The sequence below is a fragment of the Bordetella sp. FB-8 genome, assembly GCF_000382185.1.
GTDB lineage: Bacteria > Pseudomonadota > Gammaproteobacteria > Burkholderiales > Burkholderiaceae_B > Bordetella.
Genome location: NZ_KB907784.1, coordinates 925,946 through 941,576 on the forward strand (window position 1 = coordinate 925,946; position 15,631 = coordinate 941,576).

General features: G+C 65.7%; 20 protein-coding genes. 16 read left to right on the forward strand and 4 right to left on the reverse strand.

Features of this window, described 5'->3' with window-relative positions:
* The first annotated feature begins 5 nt into the window (after positions 1-5).
* From lptC to lptB, 3 genes are read left to right on the forward strand one after another with little or no spacing between them, the layout of a single operon-like run.
* Entirely contained in the window at positions 6-659 is a 654-nt protein-coding gene (gene lptC, locus H143_RS0104335; RefSeq protein ID WP_019937004.1) for an LPS export ABC transporter periplasmic protein LptC, read from the forward strand.
* Positions 656-1,318: a lipopolysaccharide transport periplasmic protein LptA gene (gene lptA, locus H143_RS0104340; protein ID WP_019937005.1), complete on the forward strand. Its 663-nt coding sequence runs from the start codon at positions 656-658 to the stop codon at positions 1,316-1,318. The genes lptC and lptA overlap by 4 nt, the downstream gene beginning before the upstream one ends.
* Before the next feature lie 19 nt (positions 1,319-1,337).
* Positions 1,338-2,117 (forward strand): LPS export ABC transporter ATP-binding protein, encoded by a 780-nt coding sequence (gene lptB / locus H143_RS0104345; protein WP_019937006.1) that lies wholly within the window; start codon positions 1,338-1,340, stop codon positions 2,115-2,117.
* On the opposite strand, the gene H143_RS0104350 is transcribed toward lptB, so the two are convergent.
* Together H143_RS0104350 and H143_RS0104355 are read right to left on the reverse strand one after the other, a co-directional pair.
* On the reverse strand, positions 2,107-2,496 hold the full coding sequence (locus H143_RS0104350) for a hypothetical protein (RefSeq protein ID WP_019937007.1): 390 nt from the start codon (positions 2,494-2,496) through the stop codon (positions 2,107-2,109). The genes lptB and H143_RS0104350 overlap by 11 nt on opposite strands.
* The gene (locus tag H143_RS0104355) at positions 2,496-3,854 is read right to left on the reverse strand and encodes an acyclic terpene utilization AtuA family protein (RefSeq protein ID WP_019937008.1); all 1,359 of its coding nucleotides are present in this window, start codon (positions 3,852-3,854) and stop codon (positions 2,496-2,498) included. The genes H143_RS0104350 and H143_RS0104355 overlap by 1 nt, the downstream gene beginning before the upstream one ends.
* A gap of 270 nt (positions 3,855-4,124) precedes the next feature.
* On the opposite strand from H143_RS0104355, the gene hpf reads away from it, so the two are divergent.
* From hpf to H143_RS0104380, 5 genes are all read left to right on the forward strand, one after another.
* Positions 4,125-4,457: a ribosome hibernation-promoting factor, HPF/YfiA family gene (gene hpf, locus H143_RS0104360; protein WP_019937009.1), complete on the forward strand. Its 333-nt coding sequence runs from the start codon at positions 4,125-4,127 to the stop codon at positions 4,455-4,457.
* Positions 4,458-4,631: 174 nt separating this feature from the next.
* Complete coding sequence (locus H143_RS0104365; RefSeq protein WP_019937010.1) at positions 4,632-5,087, forward strand: PTS sugar transporter subunit IIA; 456 nt, start codon at positions 4,632-4,634, stop codon at positions 5,085-5,087.
* A 6-nt stretch (positions 5,088-5,093) separates the two neighbouring features.
* Positions 5,094-6,029, forward strand: a complete 936-nt coding sequence (hprK, locus tag H143_RS0104370) for an HPr(Ser) kinase/phosphatase (protein WP_019937011.1) — start codon at positions 5,094-5,096, stop codon at positions 6,027-6,029.
* A 24-nt stretch (positions 6,030-6,053) separates the two neighbouring features.
* Complete coding sequence (gene rapZ, locus H143_RS0104375; RefSeq protein ID WP_019937012.1) at positions 6,054-6,935, forward strand: RNase adapter RapZ; 882 nt, start codon at positions 6,054-6,056, stop codon at positions 6,933-6,935.
* 67 nt (positions 6,936-7,002) lie between these two features.
* Positions 7,003-7,962 (forward strand): septal ring lytic transglycosylase RlpA family protein, encoded by a 960-nt coding sequence (locus H143_RS0104380; protein ID WP_019937013.1) that lies wholly within the window; start codon positions 7,003-7,005, stop codon positions 7,960-7,962.
* On the opposite strand, the gene rsmI is transcribed toward H143_RS0104380, so the two are convergent.
* A complete protein-coding gene (gene rsmI, locus H143_RS0104385; protein ID WP_019937014.1) occupies positions 7,952-8,893 on the reverse strand; it encodes a 16S rRNA (cytidine(1402)-2'-O)-methyltransferase in 942 nt (313 codons plus the stop codon). The genes H143_RS0104380 and rsmI overlap by 11 nt on opposite strands.
* A gap of 42 nt (positions 8,894-8,935) precedes the next feature.
* Between rsmI and H143_RS0104390 the strand changes: the two genes are divergently transcribed.
* From H143_RS0104390 to panB, 8 genes are all read left to right on the forward strand, one after another.
* Complete coding sequence (locus H143_RS0104390; RefSeq protein WP_019937015.1) at positions 8,936-9,439, forward strand: YraN family protein; 504 nt, start codon at positions 8,936-8,938, stop codon at positions 9,437-9,439.
* A gap of 108 nt (positions 9,440-9,547) precedes the next feature.
* Positions 9,548-10,141: a phosphoheptose isomerase gene (locus H143_RS0104395; protein WP_019937016.1), complete on the forward strand. Its 594-nt coding sequence runs from the start codon at positions 9,548-9,550 to the stop codon at positions 10,139-10,141.
* Positions 10,138-10,860: a BON domain-containing protein gene (locus tag H143_RS0104400; protein WP_019937017.1), complete on the forward strand. Its 723-nt coding sequence runs from the start codon at positions 10,138-10,140 to the stop codon at positions 10,858-10,860. The genes H143_RS0104395 and H143_RS0104400 overlap by 4 nt, the downstream gene beginning before the upstream one ends.
* Entirely contained in the window at positions 10,857-11,348 is a 492-nt protein-coding gene (locus tag H143_RS0104405) for a peroxiredoxin (protein WP_019937018.1), read from the forward strand. Before H143_RS0104400 ends, H143_RS0104405 begins: the two co-directional genes overlap by 4 nt.
* Before the next feature lie 81 nt (positions 11,349-11,429).
* Entirely contained in the window at positions 11,430-12,332 is a 903-nt protein-coding gene (argB, locus tag H143_RS0104410) for an acetylglutamate kinase (protein WP_019937019.1), read from the forward strand.
* Positions 12,333-12,338: 6 nt separating this feature from the next.
* Entirely contained in the window at positions 12,339-13,091 is a 753-nt protein-coding gene (locus H143_RS0104415; protein WP_019937020.1) for a pyrimidine 5'-nucleotidase, read from the forward strand.
* Positions 13,092-13,139: 48 nt separating this feature from the next.
* Positions 13,140-13,715 (forward strand): nucleoid occlusion factor SlmA, encoded by a 576-nt coding sequence (gene slmA / locus H143_RS0104420; RefSeq protein ID WP_019937021.1) that lies wholly within the window; start codon positions 13,140-13,142, stop codon positions 13,713-13,715.
* A 9-nt stretch (positions 13,716-13,724) separates the two neighbouring features.
* Entirely contained in the window at positions 13,725-14,630 is a 906-nt protein-coding gene (gene panB / locus H143_RS0104425; protein WP_019937022.1) for a 3-methyl-2-oxobutanoate hydroxymethyltransferase, read from the forward strand.
* An 18-nt stretch (positions 14,631-14,648) separates the two neighbouring features.
* Here the strand turns inward: panB and H143_RS0104430 are convergent, their stop codons facing one another.
* Positions 14,649-15,530: a LysR family transcriptional regulator gene (locus H143_RS0104430; protein WP_019937023.1), complete on the reverse strand. Its 882-nt coding sequence runs from the start codon at positions 15,528-15,530 to the stop codon at positions 14,649-14,651.
* Positions 15,531-15,631: the final 101 nt, after the last annotated feature.

The following is a 15,631-nucleotide window of genomic DNA, read 5'->3' on the forward strand; positions in this document are numbered from 1 at the left end:
CCGCCATGAAAGAACGCTTCCCCGCCCTGATGGCGCTGATATTGCTGATCGTCCTGGTGCTGAGTACCTGGTGGGCAGCCAAATTCGCGCAAACGGCCATCCAGACCGACCCGCCTCGGCGCATGACGCACGAGATGGATTCCTGGTCGAAGAATTTCGTCATGTTGCGCACCGACGCCGCCGGCAAGCCCGTGAACCGGCTCGAAGGCGACTATGGCGAACATTTCCCCGACGACGATTCCTACCACGTGACCAATCCGCGAGCGATAGGCCAGCGGGCGGGCGACCCCATCACCGTAGGCACGTCCAAGACGGCCATCCTGGATGACCACAACAATCGCATCACCATGATCGGCGACGCACACGTGCATCGGCCGGCCGACGCCAAGAACGGCGCCTTGGACGCCTATAGCCAGAAGTTCGTCATTCTGCCCAACGATGACGTGGTCTATACCGACCTGCCCGCCCATGTGGTCAAGGGCCAGTCCACCATGGATGGCGTCGGCATGCGCTACAACAACAAGACCCAGCAGCTGGAGGTGTATTCGGCCAGCAACGTCAACCTCGCTCCTGCCGACACCAACAAGGCGTCCTCTCGTCCCGCAAACAACGATCCGGCCGGCGGCGGCGCCGCCAATCCCCTCCCAGAGAAAAAATGACTCATCCGACCGCATATCTCTTGGCCCTGTTGCTGGCCTTCACCGCCGTAGGTGCCCAGGCTCAAGGCCAGGCGGCCGCGCCAGCCCCCGGTCCGGCGCAGGCTTCGGGCCAGGGCAGCAGCCCCGCCGAGCAGCCCAGCACCCAGGTCACTTCCGACACCCTGCATTACGACGACGCCAACCGCCGGAGCATTTTCACCGGCAACGTCGTGGCCACGCGCGGTTCGCTCACCATCTTAGCCGACCAGTTGGTCGTCAACGAAGACAAGGACGGCAACCAGTTCGGCACCGCTACCGCCAATAAGGGCAAAGTCGTGACCATCACCGAAGACCGCCCCGAAACCTACGAGCACATCGAAGGCACGGGCCTGCGCGGCGAGTACGACGGCAAGAAGCAGCAGTTCGATCTCATCGGACACGCCGTGGTGATCCGCTATGTCTGCGGCAAGCCCTACGACACCATACGCGGCGAGCGCATCCGCTACTTCCAGAAGAGCGACGTCTACGAAGCGCAGGGCGGACCGGGTTCGGCTGGACCCGACGGCCGGGTGCGCTCGCTGGCCGAGCCCCGTGCCAAGATCCAGGCCGCGATGCAGGCCTGCGCGGCACAGCACGGCAAGCCGGCCGAGAAAAAATCCCCGAACGGCGCCAAGAAGTAATCCGACGGATATTCCACACATGACCGCAACTCCTTCGACCGCCGCGGCGATCCAGCCGCAAGGCACGCTGCGCGCCATAGGCCTGCGCAAGACCTACAACGGCCGCACCGTAGTGCAGGACGTGTCGCTGTCCGTCGCCGGCGGCGAAGTCGTGGGCCTGCTGGGCCCCAACGGCGCAGGCAAGACCACCAGCTTCTACATGATCGTAGGCTTAGTGCCGGCCGACTCCGGCCGCATCGAGATCGACGACATGCCCATCACGAGTATGCCCATCCACAAGCGCGCGCGCGTGGGCCTGTCGTACCTGCCCCAGGAAGCCTCGGTGTTCCGCCGACTGACGGTCGAGCAGAACATACGCGCCGTGCTGGAACTGCAACTCGATCCCAAGGGCGCGGCGCTGTCGCGCGCCCAGATCGACGAAAACCTGGAATCCCTGCTCGACGAACTGCAGATCGACCACATCCGCAGCAACACGGCGATCTCGCTGTCGGGCGGCGAGCGCCGTCGCGTGGAAATCGCCCGCGCTCTGGCGACCCGGCCGCGCTTCATCCTGCTGGACGAACCCTTCGCCGGCGTGGACCCCATCGCCGTGATCGAGATCCAGCGCATCGTGCGCTTTCTCAAGGGCCGCGGCATCGGCGTGCTCATCACCGACCACAATGTGCGCGAGACGCTGGGCATCTGCGACCGCGCCTACATCATCAGCGAAGGCAAGGTACTCACCAACGGGCACCCGGACGAAATCGTCAGCGACCCGGCCGTACGCCGGGTCTATCTGGGCGAACACTTCAAGATGTAAAGTCCGCCTCGCCGACGGCGGACACATCGGGCAGGCGTGCCGCCAACTCCGCCGGCACGGCCACCTGTTGCGCCAGCAGATGAAAGGACAGGCTCTTGCCATGCGCGTCCAGGTTGAGCGCGCTGTTAACGCCGCCGTCGAGCACACCTTCGAGAACGAAGTTCATGGCTTGCAGGCCCGGCAGCACGTAGCGCGTCACCCGCACAGGCTTGCGATAAGCGAACCACTGCGCCACGCGCGCTTCGGTCACCTCGGCAAGCAGCACCTGGTAGCACTCGGCGTCCCACGCAATCAGGCTGATGTTGGAAATGTCGCCTTTGTCACCGGTGCGGCTGTGCGCCAGGCGGTAGAGCGGCACGGATCCCGTTGCGGTCGTCATCAGCGGGACTCCTGCATGGTCCATCCGGCCGCCACGATCTCGCGCGGTACCGTGCACGACAGCGTGGCCAGGCGCGGGCGCAGCGAGGTGCGTACGCCCCCGCCGCCCGCGGGGCCGCAGCAATACAGCGCCGTGACTTCGCGCAGCACGCGCTCGGCCGTCGCCCGGTCGTCGTGCCGCGCCGCGACACGCAGCCGCACATCTTGCCCATGCCGATCCGGCACGCCTGCCAGCAGGGCGCCGTCATCGTCGGCCAGAATGCTCATCGCGCCGATGAGATCAATGCGCAGCCTCATCGCCGATCCGATGCGGCGCGCCACGATATCCCCGGCCAGGCGCGCCCGCGCCTCGGCTTGCAAGCCGGCATAGGAAATCTCGGCCTCGGCCAGCCAGCCGCCGCGATAGCACACGTTCACCTTCAGTTCCCGCGGCCGCGCATGGCCCGTGATGCCGTGCACAGCCACGCGATCGCCGCCCAGTTCCGTCACGCCCGCCTGGCTCAGGTCGGCCACGACGTCGGGCGTGAGGTAACGCGCAGGGTCGTGGACTTCGTAGAGGAGCTGCTCCTTGACGGTGCGGGCATCCACCTTGCCGCCCGTGTTCTCGGCCTTGCCGATCACACAGGCGCCGTCAGCATCGATCTGGGCTATCGGAAAGCCCGTCTCGTGCAGGCCGGGCACCTCCTTCAGGCCGGGAACGGCGAAATAGCCGCCGGTGACCTGCGTGCCGCATTCGAGCAGATGCCCGGCCATCGTGGCGCGTCCCAGCCGCGGCCAGTCATCGTCGCTCCAGTCATAGTGCGCCAACGCGGGTCCCACTGTAAGCGAGGGATCGGCCACGCGCCCGGCCACCACGACCTGGGCGCCCGCGCGCAAGGCCTGCGCGATCTCTTGCGCGCCCAGATAGGCATTGGCGCTGATGACATCGATCCGGTCGAACTCGGCGCCCAGGCGTTCGCGCAGCAGCGCGCGTTGCTCGGGGCTGTCCAGCGCGTCACCGTGAATCACCGCGATGCGCGGCGCTGGCAGACCTTGCCGGGCCGCGATCGATGCGATGCGCCGCGCTGCGGCCGGCGGATTGGCCGCGCCGAAATTGCTGACGATGTTGATGCCGTGCTTCATGCAGTCGCCCAGAACGGGCCCGACCAGATCCTCCAGCAAAGGCTCGTAGCCGGCCTCAGGATCCTGGTTGCGCGCCAATTGAGCCAGCGCCAGGGTGCGCTCGGCCAGGGTTTCGAAGATCAGGGTGCCCCCGCCGCGAGCAGCCAGGGTGCGCACCACGGGCGGCGCGCCATCGGTGCGATCGCCTGAAAATCCGGTCGCGCAACCCACCAAACAAGGAAAATGCGGGGCAGTCATGTCTCGTCCAGAAAAAGCGTTTCTTCGTGCAGGCACTATAGCTATAGCGCCAGGAATTTTTCGCGAAAATCTTCTGAAAGACATCACGCCGTCACAATTTCGTGGCGGCCACATCTTGTTTTGCGCGTCAGAATCTCTACACTAGGTTCATGGGCGTCGTCGATGCCCATCGGATTTCAACCCAGCCTGAACCCAATACAAGGAGCCTTTCTTACGACGAATCCGCGCATTCCTCGCGCACCTTTTTTTCTCTTTTGTAGGAGAGCAAGTATGAACCTGAGCATTTGCGGTCGCCATCTCGACGTTACCCCCGCCATCCGCGAATACGTGATGAACAAACTGTCTCGAGTATTACGACATTTCGATCACGTCATCGACACCCAGGTCATGCTCTCGGTAGAGCCATTGCGGCAAAAAGCCGAAATCACCATGCATCTGCGCGGTAAAGACATCCATTGCGAAGCGACTGACGAAAATCTCTACGCCGCTATCGACCTGCTCGTCGACAAGCTCGATCGCCAGGTCATCAAGCATAAGGACAAGATGCAAAACCACGCCACCGAATCGGCCAAGCGTCAGGTCGCCGACGCCACTACCGCTTGAGCGGACGCGTCCGGCACAAGTTAAAAGCCATTCTCGCGAATGGCTTTTTTCATTGCGTCGCGCCCTGCGAAGCCGGAGCGGTTAGGCCCGGGAAACGTCTCGGTGCGCAGCACCCCATATTCCGCCCCCAATTTGTTTTTTGCACTGCGGCATCCTCTCCCTATAATGGCCGCAATGAACCACCTGTCGCGCATACTTCCTCCCGGCAACGTGGTGCTCGACCTGCCCGCCACCAGCAAGAAGCGCGCGTTCGAGCACGCCGGCCTATTATTCGAAAACCACCACGGCCTGGCCCGTACCACGGTGTACGACAGCCTCTTCGCGCGTGAGCGACTGGGGTCCACCGGGCTGGGCGAAGGTGTGGCCGTACCGCATGGCCGCATCAAGGGCCTGCACCAGCCCTTGTGCGCGTTCTTCAGGCTGGCCAGGCCCATACCTTTCGAAGCGCCTGACGGCCTGCCCGTTTCCATGCTGCTGTGCCTGCTGGTTCCGGAAAACGCGGCGCAACAACATCTGGACATTCTGGCCGAACTGGCCCATTTGATGTCCAATCAAGAATTGCGTGCGGTCCTGGCCAACGAGACCGATCCGGCCAAGGTGCACCGCACGCTCACCACGGGACAACTCTAAATCGTCATGCTTACCGTGCAGGAACTGGTCGACGACAACGCCGACTCCATACCATTTCGCTGGATCGCGGGCACTGAATCCGCCGACCGGGCCATCATCAACGACGGCATGGCGGCAGCCGACCTGGTGGGCCACCTCAACCTGATCCACCCCTCGCGCATCCAGGTCTTCGGCCCGGAAGAGCTGGCCTACTACACGCGTTTCGATCTGCGCCGCCGCATGCACCACATGGACGAGCTGCTTATCGGCGGCGTGCCGGCCATTCTTCTGGCTGACGATCTGCTGCCGCCCGAAGACCTGATCGAGCAATGCACGCAGCACCAGATCCCGCTCCTGGCGACCTCGGTGGCTGCGGCGCAACTCATTGACCTGCTGCGCATCTACCTGGGCAAGAAGCTCGCTCCCACCACTACCGTGCATGGGGTGTTCATGGACGTGCTGGGCCTGGGCGTGCTGATCACCGGCGAATCGGGCCTGGGCAAGAGTGAACTGGCGCTCGAACTCATCACCCGCGGCCACGGCCTGGTAGCCGACGATGCCGTGGATTTTTCTCGCACCGCGCCCAACGTGATCGAAGGCCACTGCCCGCTCCTGCTGCAGAACCTGCTCGAAGTGCGCGGCCTGGGGCTGCTGGATATCCGCACCATCTTCGGCGAGACCTCGGTGCGCCGCAAAATGCGTTTGAAACTCATCGTGCACCTGATGCGCAACCCGCAGGAAAAATTCGAACGCCTGCCCATGAGCGACCTGACGCAGGACATGCTGGGCCTGCCGGTGCGCAAGGTCATGCTGCAGGTTGCGGCCGGCCGCAACCTGGCCGTGCTGGTCGAGGCCGCCGTGCGCAACACCATCCTCAAGCTGCGCGGTATCGATACCCTGGACGATTTCCTGCAACGCCAGAATCTGGCCATCCAGCAGAACAGCCAGGTACAGGCGCCTTGACGCCCTATGCCGAGCCCAGCAGCCATGTTTAGCGTCGTTCTGATCACAGGCATCTCGGGTTCCGGCAAATCCGTCGCCCTGCGCATGCTCGAAGATGCCGGCTACACCTGCATCGACAACCTGCCGCTGCGTTTTTTGGGGGAATTCATCGACACCACGCGCAACGACGAGGCTATCGAACGCGTGGCGGTGGCCATCGACGCGCGCACGCCGGGCGAGCTGGCCGAACTGCCGGGCATCATGAGCTCGCTGCAGGCCGTGGGCACCCGCTTGCGGGTGGTGTTCCTGGATTCCGACACGAACACGCTGGTGCAGCGCTACTCCGAATCGCGCCGCCGCCATCCGCTCACCGACCGCGCCGCGCGCAACGGCCGACAGCCTTCTCTCACCGACTGCATCTGGCTCGAACGCGAAATGCTGGCGCCTCTGCGCGAACACGCCCACGTCATCGACACCTCGGACGCCACGCCCGGGCAGCTGCGCACCTGGGTGCGCGACCTGGTCGAGGCGGATGTCGCGCCGCTGGTGCTGACCTTCGAATCCTTCGCCTACAAACTGGGCGTACCCAACAGCGCCGACCTGGTGTTCGACATGCGCTGCCTGCCCAATCCCCACTATGATCCCGCGCTGCGTCCGCTGACCGGGCGCGACGCCCCGGTCGCACAGTGGCTGGCCTGGCATCCCGCAGTGGGCGAGATGATCGACGACGTGGAGCGCTTCATCAATCGATGGATGCCCCAGTACCAGCAAGACACGCGCAGCTACCTTACCGTGGCCATCGGCTGCACGGGGGGCCAGCACCGCTCGGTCTACGTGGTCGAGCAACTGGCCAAGCGTTTCGCCGGCCATCGCCCCCTGCTGGTGCGGCACCGCATGCAGCACGGCGAGGCGGCCGGGCGGGCATGAGCAAGCGAACCCGCCTCGAATGCGCCGCCCCCCTCGGGCAGGCGGCGCGCGGCGCCAAGGGATCTCTATGAGCATCGCCCGCCGCCTGCCACTGCTGGCCGTCCTGCTGCTCGTCCTGGTCATGGCGGGCTGCTCGACCACGGGCAACCGCGGCCTGCAGGGCGGCGGCTACTACGAGGACGACGGCCCCGGCAGCAACCCGCCGTCCAGCGCGCAACTGGACGCCATTCCCAACGCCGTGCCGCGCATCGAGCCGCTGATCAACGGCACCAACAAGCCCTATGTGGTGTTCGGCAAACGCTACGTGCCCGATGCCAGCGACCAGCCCTTCCGGCAGGAAGGCATCGCCTCGTGGTACGGGCGCAAATTCAACGGTGTACGCACTTCCAGCGGCGAACGCTACAACATGTACGCCATGACGGCGGCGCACCCCACACTGCCCATTCCCAGCTACGCGCGCGTCACCAGCGAAGTCAACGGCAAGACCATCATCGTGCGCATCAACGACCGCGGTCCCTTTCACAGCAACCGCATTATGGATCTGTCGTACACCGCCGCCTACAAACTGGGGCTGATAGGACCGGGCAGCGGCAGAGTGATCGTCCAGCGCATCCTGCCCAGCGAAATCCGCACGATGGTCGCCTCGGGAAACATCGCCCCCGAAGACTCGCAGCTCACCGCCGATCAGGCCACGCACCCGATAGCTCCTGCGCCGCAGACCCAGGCTCCTGCCCCCTTGTCGCCGGCCCCGCTGCCGCCGCAGGCGGAATCCTCGATGGCCGCGCCGCCGGCACAAGGCGCCTATTACCTGCAACTGGGCGCATTCAGCCGGCAGTACAACGCAACCACGCTGGCCCACCGGATCAACACGGAATTGCGCGGCATGGGCAAGCGCGCCCAGGCCCTGCAAATCGCCCGGCTCTACCGCGTGCGCATCGGCCCCTACGACACACGCGAAGCGGCGACGAGCGACATACCGACTGTCAACGCCAAGACAGGCATACAGCCCAGCCTGATCAGGCCTTGAGTTCCAGCGCCTTGTTGTAGAGTCTGTCCCGCGGCAGGCCGGTGATCTTGGCGGCCACGCGCGCGGCGTCGCGCACCGACAGGTTTTCCAGCAAGGCATTGAGCAGCACATCGATCTGGACGCCCGAGGCGGCGCCCTCTTCGTCCTCGCTCTTGGCAACTTCGGCCTCATGCACGATCAGCACGAATTCGCCTTGGGCGTGATGCGGATCGGCGGCCAGCCAGGCGGCTGTCTCGCCCATGGACAGCGTGGCGATCTGCTCGAAGCGCTTGGTCAGCTCGCGCGCCACGGTGAGCTTGCGCGCGGGGCCGCAGACCTCCAGCAGATCGGCCAACATGGCCGATAGGCGATGCGGCGATTCGAAAATCAGCACCGGTGCCGGCAAAGCGCACCAACGGCGCAGCCAGCGCTGCCGCGCCGCAGCCTTGGGCGGCGCGAAGCCGGCAAAGGCATAGGCGGGATTCTCATCGGACGTGACGCCGCTGCCCATCAGCGCTGCGATGACGGCGCTGGGGCCGGGCACGGGCACCACAAGGTAGCCGGCTTCGCGCACGGCGCGCACGATGCGTGCACCCGGATCACTCACGGCCGGCGCGCCGGCGTCGGATATCAGTGCCACGCGCTGTCCCTGAGCCAGGCGCGCGCAGATCGTCTGCGCCGCCTGGGCTTCGTTGTGGCGATGCGCGGCCATCATGGGGGTGGCAATGCCCCAGGCATCCATCAGCGCGCGGCTGGCGCGCGTATCCTCGGCGGCGATCACGTCGGCCCGGGCCAGGGCCTGCCAGGCGCGCAAGCCCAGGTCGCCCAGATTGCCGATGGGCGTGGCCACCACATACAAGGCGCAAGCCGGCCAATGCTGGGCCGCGACGCGCTCGGCCACACGGCGCCAGGCATCGCCGGCCTCGGCCGGCACAGTGACTTGTTCGTTCATTGCGGCGCACCGCGGCTGTGGAAACCGTGCCAGTGTAGCCGCATGCATAATCCTCCCGAACGCGACCCGCCGCCTGCCGACGATCTGCTGGCCTATGCCTTGGCCGATGCAGCCAGGCTCGGGCTGCGCCGGCGCAAGCGGCGCACGCGTAAAGCGGTCCCGCGCAAGCAGGATCCGCGGCTCTCGCCCGCGCAGCGCAAGGGCCTGGATTTCGAAGACCAGGCGCTGGAGTTGCTGGTGCACGCCGGCCTGCAGTTGCTGGCGCGCAATCTGCGCGTCGCGCCCGGCGAGATCGACCTGGTCATGCGCGACGGCAACGTGCTGGTGCTGGTGGAAGTGCGCGCCCGGGCGAACGCGCGCTACGGCGGCGCGGGCGCCAGTATCGACCCGGCCAAACAGCGGCGCCTGACCCGCGCCGCCGCGCAGATCTTGCCAGACCTGGCGCGGCGCCACTGGCAAGGGCGCACTCCGGCCGTACGCTTCGATGCCGTGCTGTTCGATGGCGCACGGGCCTGCTGGCTGCGCCATGCTTTCGCGCCCGAATGAAGCAAGGCCGCGCGCCGCTTCGGACAGCCCGCAAAGGACTGCAATATTTCCCGCCACGCCGTTGCATCCCGAAAGGTCGCCCATCCGCCCCCATGAGATAATCCGGCCATGAATCTGACCTCCCGTATGACTGCGCATTTCCGCGACGCCATCGGCGTCATCGAGCTGAGCATGAGCGACCTGGCCGAACCGCTGTCGGCGGCGGTCGAATTGATGTTCTCGGCCCTGGCCAACAACGGCAAGATCCTGGCTTGCGGCAACGGCGGCTCGGCCGCCGATGCCCAGCACTTCATCGCCGAACTGGTCGGCCGCTTCGAGCGTGAACGCCTGCCGCTGGCGGGCATCGCCTTGAACACCGATACCGCCATACTCACCGCCGTCGGCAACGACTACGGCTTCGAAGAAATCTACCAACGTCAGGTCGGCGCCCTGGGCCAGCCCGGCGACGTGCTGGTGATCTTGTCCACCAGCGGCAATTCGCCCAACGTCATGCGAGCCATCGAGGCCGCGCATGACCGCGACATGCACGTGGTCGCCCTCACGGGCAGGAACGGCGGCCAGGTCGGACCGCTGCTCGGCCCGCAGGATGTCCATCTCTGCGTGCCCGACGACCGCACTATGCGCATCCAGGAAGTTCACGGACTGCTGCTGCACGCCATGTGCGACGGCATCGACGCTCTCTTGCTAGGAGACACCGAATGACGCTCAAGCCATCCACCGCCCTGCGCGCCGCGTTGCTGGCCGCCGCCTTGACTGGCACCGCCTCGACCCTGACCGGTTGCATTCCCCTGGCCCTGGGCGGCGCCGTAGTGGGCGCCTCGGTGTTCGTCGACCGCCGCTCATCGGGCACCCAGCTCGACGATCAGACCATTGCCATCAAGACCCAGCTCCAGATCGCCAAGCAACTGGGCGACAATGCCCGCGTCAGCGCCGTTTCCTACAACTACCGCGTCCTGCTTACCGGCGACGTGCCCACCCAGGCGGCCAAGGACCAGGCCACCGCCATCGCCCAGGGTATCGAGAAGGTCAAGTCCGTTGTCAACCAACTCGAGGTCGGCCCCGTCGAACCTTTCGAAGGCCGCAGCAACGACGCCTGGCTCAGCTCCAAGGTGCGCACGGCGCTGCTCGCCACCAAGAACGTGCCGTCCGGCGCTATCGTCACCACGGTCAACCGCAGCGTGGTCTATATGCTGGGGATGGTCACCCAGGAAGAAGGCGACATCGCCGCCCAGGCCGCGGCCAATGTCGGCGGCATCGTGAAAGTGGTAAAAATGTTTACTTATATCAGCCGCGAAGAGGCCATCCGCCTGTCCGGGGCCGCCACCACATCGGCCCCCAACAGCGGTGGCAGCACAACGCCCGCCGGCCCCGCTCCCATCGAGAACGGCGGCGACACCATGCAGGCCATACCCGTCAAATGAAGAAACCGCTGATCGCCTTGCTTGCCGCCCTGGTCGTGGGCGTTGCCGGCTGGTTCGCCTGGCATCCCGCGCCCACGGCACCCGATGTCGCTTTCAAGACGCTCGACGGCAAAACGATCACGATGGCCGACCTGCGCGGCAAGGTCGTGCTGGTGAAGTTCTGGGCGACCGACTGCGTCACCTGCATGCAGCAAATGCCCGCCACCATCGCCGATTATCGGCACTATGAGTCCAAGGGCTATGTCACCGTAGCGGTAGCCATGTCCTACGACAAGCCCAGCTACGTCGAAAATTACACCCAGACCCGCAAGCTGCCCTTTCCCGTGGCGCTGGACAGCCAGGGCAAGCTGGCCCAGGCCTTCGGCGACGTGCAGCTCACGCCCACCGCCTTTCTGATCGACCGGCAAGGACGCATCGTCAAGCGTTACCTGGGGGTATACGACCCCGCCCAATTCCACGCCGCCGTCGAAAAAGCCCTGGCCGGCTGATCTACAATCGCGTGCAGACGAACGGCCGCCGTCCATACTCCAGGGCGGCGGCATTTTTCACTGGCTCACTCTCACACCACCATGACCGACAACCCCGATCCTGCCGTCGTCTCGTCTCCTGCCGTCAAATCGGCCGTACTCTCCGAGGCGCTGCCCTATCTGCGACGATTCCACGGCAAAACCATCGTGGTGAAATACGGCGGCAACGCCATGACCGACGAGCACCTGCAACGCAGCTTCGCCCGCGACGTGGTGATGCTCAAGCTGGTGGGTCTGAACCCGGTGGTGGTACATGGCGGCGGCCCGCAGATCGACGACGCGCTGCGCCGCATCGGCAAGCAGGGCAATTTCATACAAGGCATGCGCGTGACCGACGCCGAGACCATGGAAGTGGTCGAGTGGGTGCTGGGCGGCCAGGTGCAGCAGGACATCGTCATGATGATTAACGAGGCCGGCGGCTCGGCCGTGGGCCTCACGGGCAAGGACGGCGGCATGATCCGTGCCCGCAAGCTGCAGATGCCCGACCGGGAAAATCCGGGCGCGATCCTGGACATCGGTTTCGTGGGCGAGATCACCCGCATCAATCCGGCCGTGGTCAAGGCCTTGCAGGACGACCAGTTCATTCCGGTGATCTCCCCCATCGGCTATGGCGAAGACGGCCAGGCCTACAACATCAACGCCGACGTGGTGGCCGGCGAAATCGCCAAGATTCTGGGCGCCGAGAAACTGCTGATGATGTCCAACATCCCCGGCGTCCTGGACAAGGACAAGAACCTGCTGCGCGAACTCTCGCCGCGCAAGATCGACGCGCTCATCGCCGACGGCACCATTTCGGGCGGCATGATTCCGAAGATCGCGGGTTCGCTCGAAGCCGCCAAGAGCGGCGTGAACGCCGTGCACATCGTCGACGGCCGCGTGCCTCACTGCCTACTGCTGGAACTGCTCACCGACCAGGGCGTGGGCACCATGATCAGCGTGTCCTGACGCGCCATGCATGCGTCGCCACAACGGCTCGTGCCGCAGCCCGTGTCGCGCGTGCGGCGCAGCCGCCAGATCGCGACGGCGCAGGCCAGGCGCGTGTGGTTGTTCGATCTGGACAACACGCTGCACGATGCCTCGCATTCCATATTCGCGCACATCGACAAGGCCATGACGCTGGCCGTGCGCCAGACCCTGGGCGTGGATGCCGAGCAGGCCGATGCGCTGCGCAGCAAGTATTGGAAACGCTACGGCGCCACGGCCATCGGTCTGGCACGCCATCACGGCGTCAATCTCGGCCATTTCCTGCGCCGCAGCCACGACTTCGACGTCGCGTCGCTGGTGCGCGCCGAACGCGGCCTGGCCAGGGCGCTGCGCGCCCTGCCTGGCCGCAAAGTGCTGCTCACCAATGCACCGCTGCACTACGCCAAGGCGGTGCTGCGCCACCTGGACCTGCTGCAGCATTTCGACAGTCTCTGGGGCATCGAGGAAATGCGGATGCATGGCCATATCCGACCCAAGCCCTCGCCCGCGCTGCTGCGCTACGTGCTGGCGCGCGAAGGCGTGGCGGCCGCGCGCGCCGTGCTGGTCGAAGACACGCTCGAGAACCTGCGCGCGGCCCGCCGCGTGGGCCTGCGCACCGTGCACGTCTATCATCCCGGCACGCCTTTCTCCAAGGTGAAGTTCCAGCGTCCGTCTTATGTGGACTTGCGGGTAAACTCGATCCGCGACCTGCTGCTGCGGCGACGGCCTTTGCGCGGGTAAGCCCGCGGTAGCCGTCCTCAGGCCGCCTCACCCGCATTGAACTCCACCATGGCCACCAAGCCCGGCGAACGAAAATCCCAGATCCTGCAAGCGCTGGCGGAAATGCTCGAGCAGCCGCACGCCGCTCGCGTCACCACGGCCGCGCTGGCGGCGCGCATGCGCGTCTCGGAAGCCGCGCTCTATCGCCACTACGCCAGCAAGGCCCAGATGTTCGAAGGCCTGATCGAATTCATCGAAACCACCCTCTTCACGCTCGCCAACCAGATCGCGGCCGCCGAGTCCTGCGGCCTGATGCAGGCGCGCAAGACCGCGACCATGCTGCTGGCCTTTGCCGAACGCAACCGCGGCATGACGCGCGTGCTCACCGGCGATGCGCTCGTCACCGAGGACAACCGGCTGCAAGAGCGCATCAACCACATCAACGACCGCATCGAGGCCACGTTCAAGCAGTGCCTGCGCACCGCGGTCGCGACCGGCACGCTGCCGTCCGATTCCGATATCACCGCGCAGGCCAGCCTGCTGACGCACCTGGTGCTGGGGCGTTGGCTGCGCTACGCGCAAAGCGGCTGGCGCGTCGCGCCCACCGCGCATCTCGAAGCCCAACTACGCGTGGCGCTGGGTTAAGGTCCCGACATGACAAATCAATCACTTCGGGGCGGCACGCCCTCCCGGCCCGACAACACGGGCGAAACCGCCGCGCCGTATGGCGGCGCGGCACCATCCAAGCGCAAGAAGGTCACGACCGCACGCATCACGGACATGCGCGCGAGCGGCGAAAAGATCGCGATGCTCACCGCCTACGACGCCACGTTCGCGGCGGCTGCGGATGCCGCGGGCGTGGACTGCATTCTGGTGGGCGACTCGCTGGGCATGATCTGCCAGGGCCGATCCACCACCGTCGGCGTGTCGCTGCAAGACATGCGCTATCACACCCAATGCGTCGCGCAAGGGCTGGAGCGCGCACAGGGCAGCGCGCTCCTCATCGCAGATCTGCCTTTCGGCAGCTATCAGCAATCGCGCGAGCAGGCCCTGGCATCGGCCGTGCAGCTCATGCAGGCCGGCGCGCAGATGGTCAAGCTCGAAGGCGGCGGCTGGGCAGTGGACGTGGCGGCATTCCTCATCGAACGCGGCGTTCCCGTCTGCGGTCACCTGGGGCTCACGCCCCAGACGGTGGCGGCGCTGGGCGGCTATCGCGTTCAGGGCAGGCAGGACGAAGACGCCGCGCGCATGCGCAGCGACGCGCTGGCGCTCGAGGCTGCCGGCGCGAGCATGCTGGTGCTGGAGATGGTTCCCGCCCGTCTTGCGGCCGACATCAGCGGCCAGATGCGCGCCTGCGCCACCATAGGCATCGGCGCAGGCAGCGGCACGGCCGGACAGGTGCTGGTCATGCACGACATGCTGGGGCTCAATCTCGGGCGCATGGCCAAATTTGTGCGCAATTTCATGCTGGGCGCGCCGGGCGTGCAGGCGGCTTTCGCCGACTATGTTGCCGCGGTCAAGAGCGGCGCCTTCCCGGACGACGCGCTGCACGCCTGGTAGCGTCGCCGCCACCCCGCCTCATATCCGTTCCGACAGGAAATCCAGGAAGCAGCCGATGCGCCGGGCCAGCTGCGTATTGCGGTAATACACCGCGTGCAGCGGCTGGCGATAGCCGTTGTCCAGCGTATCGAGCACGGGGATCAATCGGCCCGCGTCCAGGTCCCGGCGCAGCATGAATTCCGACAGACAGGCAATGCCCACGCCGGCCAGCGCCATGCCGCGCAGAGTTTCGCCGCTGGAGGCCGCCAGCGTGGGGCGCGCCGCATAGCTATTGCCTTGCGCGTGCCGCAGCGGCCAGGTGTTGAGCGTGTCGGGCTGGGTGAAGCCCAGCAGCACGTGCTTGTCCAGCGCGGCCACCGTGCGCGGCCGGCCGCGCCGGGCAATGTATTGCGGGCTGGCCACGATATGCAGGCGCGAGGTCTTCAAATGCCTGGCATGCAGTGAGGAGTCGCCCAAAGGCCCGGCCCGCAGGGCAATGTCGGTGCGGTGTTCCACCAGATCGACGATGCGGTCGTTGCTGGTGAGTTCGAGCCGGATCTGCTGATAGCGTTCGTAGAAATCGGCCAGATGCGGCACCACACAGTGCAGCATCACCGGCGCTGAGGCGTCCACGCGCAAAATGCCCGACGGCTGCTGGTGGCGGACGCGCATGCATTCCTCGGCCTCGTCCATGGCGCCGACGATGCCGCGCGCACGCTCCTGGAACACATGGCCCTCTTCCGTAAGCTCCATGCGCCGAGTGGTGCGGACAAGCAGCGTCACGCCGAGCTGCTCTTCCAGGCGCGACAAGCCACGGCTGACGCCCGAAGCCGTCTGCCCCAGCAGCTCGGCGGCGGCGCTCATGCTGCCGGTGTCAACCACGGCCAGGAAGACGCGCAGCAGATCCGAGTTCAGGGCCATTTTTGCTTTCTAGTCATAAGTAATTTGATTTTAGGGCTATTTTTCTCACAGATGACAAGGTCCACAATTCGGCCATCGCATTCTTCATCTGGAGTAGAAAC

What these genes read in the sequence shown, in the direction of transcription:
- hpf (WP_019937009.1), top strand. Translation starts at nt 4,125, where the DNA reads ATGAACCTGAGCATTTGCGGTCGCCATCTCGACGTTACCCCCGCCATC.
- lptB (WP_019937006.1), top strand. Translation starts at nt 1,338, where the DNA reads ATGACCGCAACTCCTTCGACCGCCGCGGCGATCCAGCCGCAAGGCACG.
- H143_RS0104380 (WP_019937013.1), top strand. Translation starts at nt 7,003, where the DNA reads ATGAGCATCGCCCGCCGCCTGCCACTGCTGGCCGTCCTGCTGCTCGTC.
- hprK (WP_019937011.1), top strand. Translation starts at nt 5,094, where the DNA reads ATGCTTACCGTGCAGGAACTGGTCGACGACAACGCCGACTCCATACCA.
- rapZ (WP_019937012.1), top strand. Translation starts at nt 6,054, where the DNA reads ATGTTTAGCGTCGTTCTGATCACAGGCATCTCGGGTTCCGGCAAATCC.
- lptC (WP_019937004.1), top strand. Translation starts at nt 6, where the DNA reads ATGAAAGAACGCTTCCCCGCCCTGATGGCGCTGATATTGCTGATCGTC.
- rsmI (WP_019937014.1), bottom strand. Translation starts at nt 8,893, where the DNA reads ATGAACGAACAAGTCACTGTGCCGGCCGAGGCCGGCGATGCCTGGCGC.
- H143_RS0104415 (WP_019937020.1), top strand. Translation starts at nt 12,339, where the DNA reads ATGCATGCGTCGCCACAACGGCTCGTGCCGCAGCCCGTGTCGCGCGTG.
- lptA (WP_019937005.1), top strand. Translation starts at nt 656, where the DNA reads ATGACTCATCCGACCGCATATCTCTTGGCCCTGTTGCTGGCCTTCACC.
- H143_RS0104355 (WP_019937008.1), bottom strand. Translation starts at nt 3,854, where the DNA reads ATGACTGCCCCGCATTTTCCTTGTTTGGTGGGTTGCGCGACCGGATTT.
- argB (WP_019937019.1), top strand. Translation starts at nt 11,430, where the DNA reads ATGACCGACAACCCCGATCCTGCCGTCGTCTCGTCTCCTGCCGTCAAA.
- H143_RS0104365 (WP_019937010.1), top strand. Translation starts at nt 4,632, where the DNA reads ATGAACCACCTGTCGCGCATACTTCCTCCCGGCAACGTGGTGCTCGAC.
- slmA (WP_019937021.1), top strand. Translation starts at nt 13,140, where the DNA reads ATGGCCACCAAGCCCGGCGAACGAAAATCCCAGATCCTGCAAGCGCTG.
- H143_RS0104390 (WP_019937015.1), top strand. Translation starts at nt 8,936, where the DNA reads ATGCATAATCCTCCCGAACGCGACCCGCCGCCTGCCGACGATCTGCTG.
- H143_RS0104400 (WP_019937017.1), top strand. Translation starts at nt 10,138, where the DNA reads ATGACGCTCAAGCCATCCACCGCCCTGCGCGCCGCGTTGCTGGCCGCC.
- panB (WP_019937022.1), top strand. Translation starts at nt 13,725, where the DNA reads ATGACAAATCAATCACTTCGGGGCGGCACGCCCTCCCGGCCCGACAAC.
- H143_RS0104430 (WP_019937023.1), bottom strand. Translation starts at nt 15,530, where the DNA reads ATGGCCCTGAACTCGGATCTGCTGCGCGTCTTCCTGGCCGTGGTTGAC.
- H143_RS0104395 (WP_019937016.1), top strand. Translation starts at nt 9,548, where the DNA reads ATGAATCTGACCTCCCGTATGACTGCGCATTTCCGCGACGCCATCGGC.
- H143_RS0104405 (WP_019937018.1), top strand. Translation starts at nt 10,857, where the DNA reads ATGAAGAAACCGCTGATCGCCTTGCTTGCCGCCCTGGTCGTGGGCGTT.
- H143_RS0104350 (WP_019937007.1), bottom strand. Translation starts at nt 2,496, where the DNA reads ATGACGACCGCAACGGGATCCGTGCCGCTCTACCGCCTGGCGCACAGC.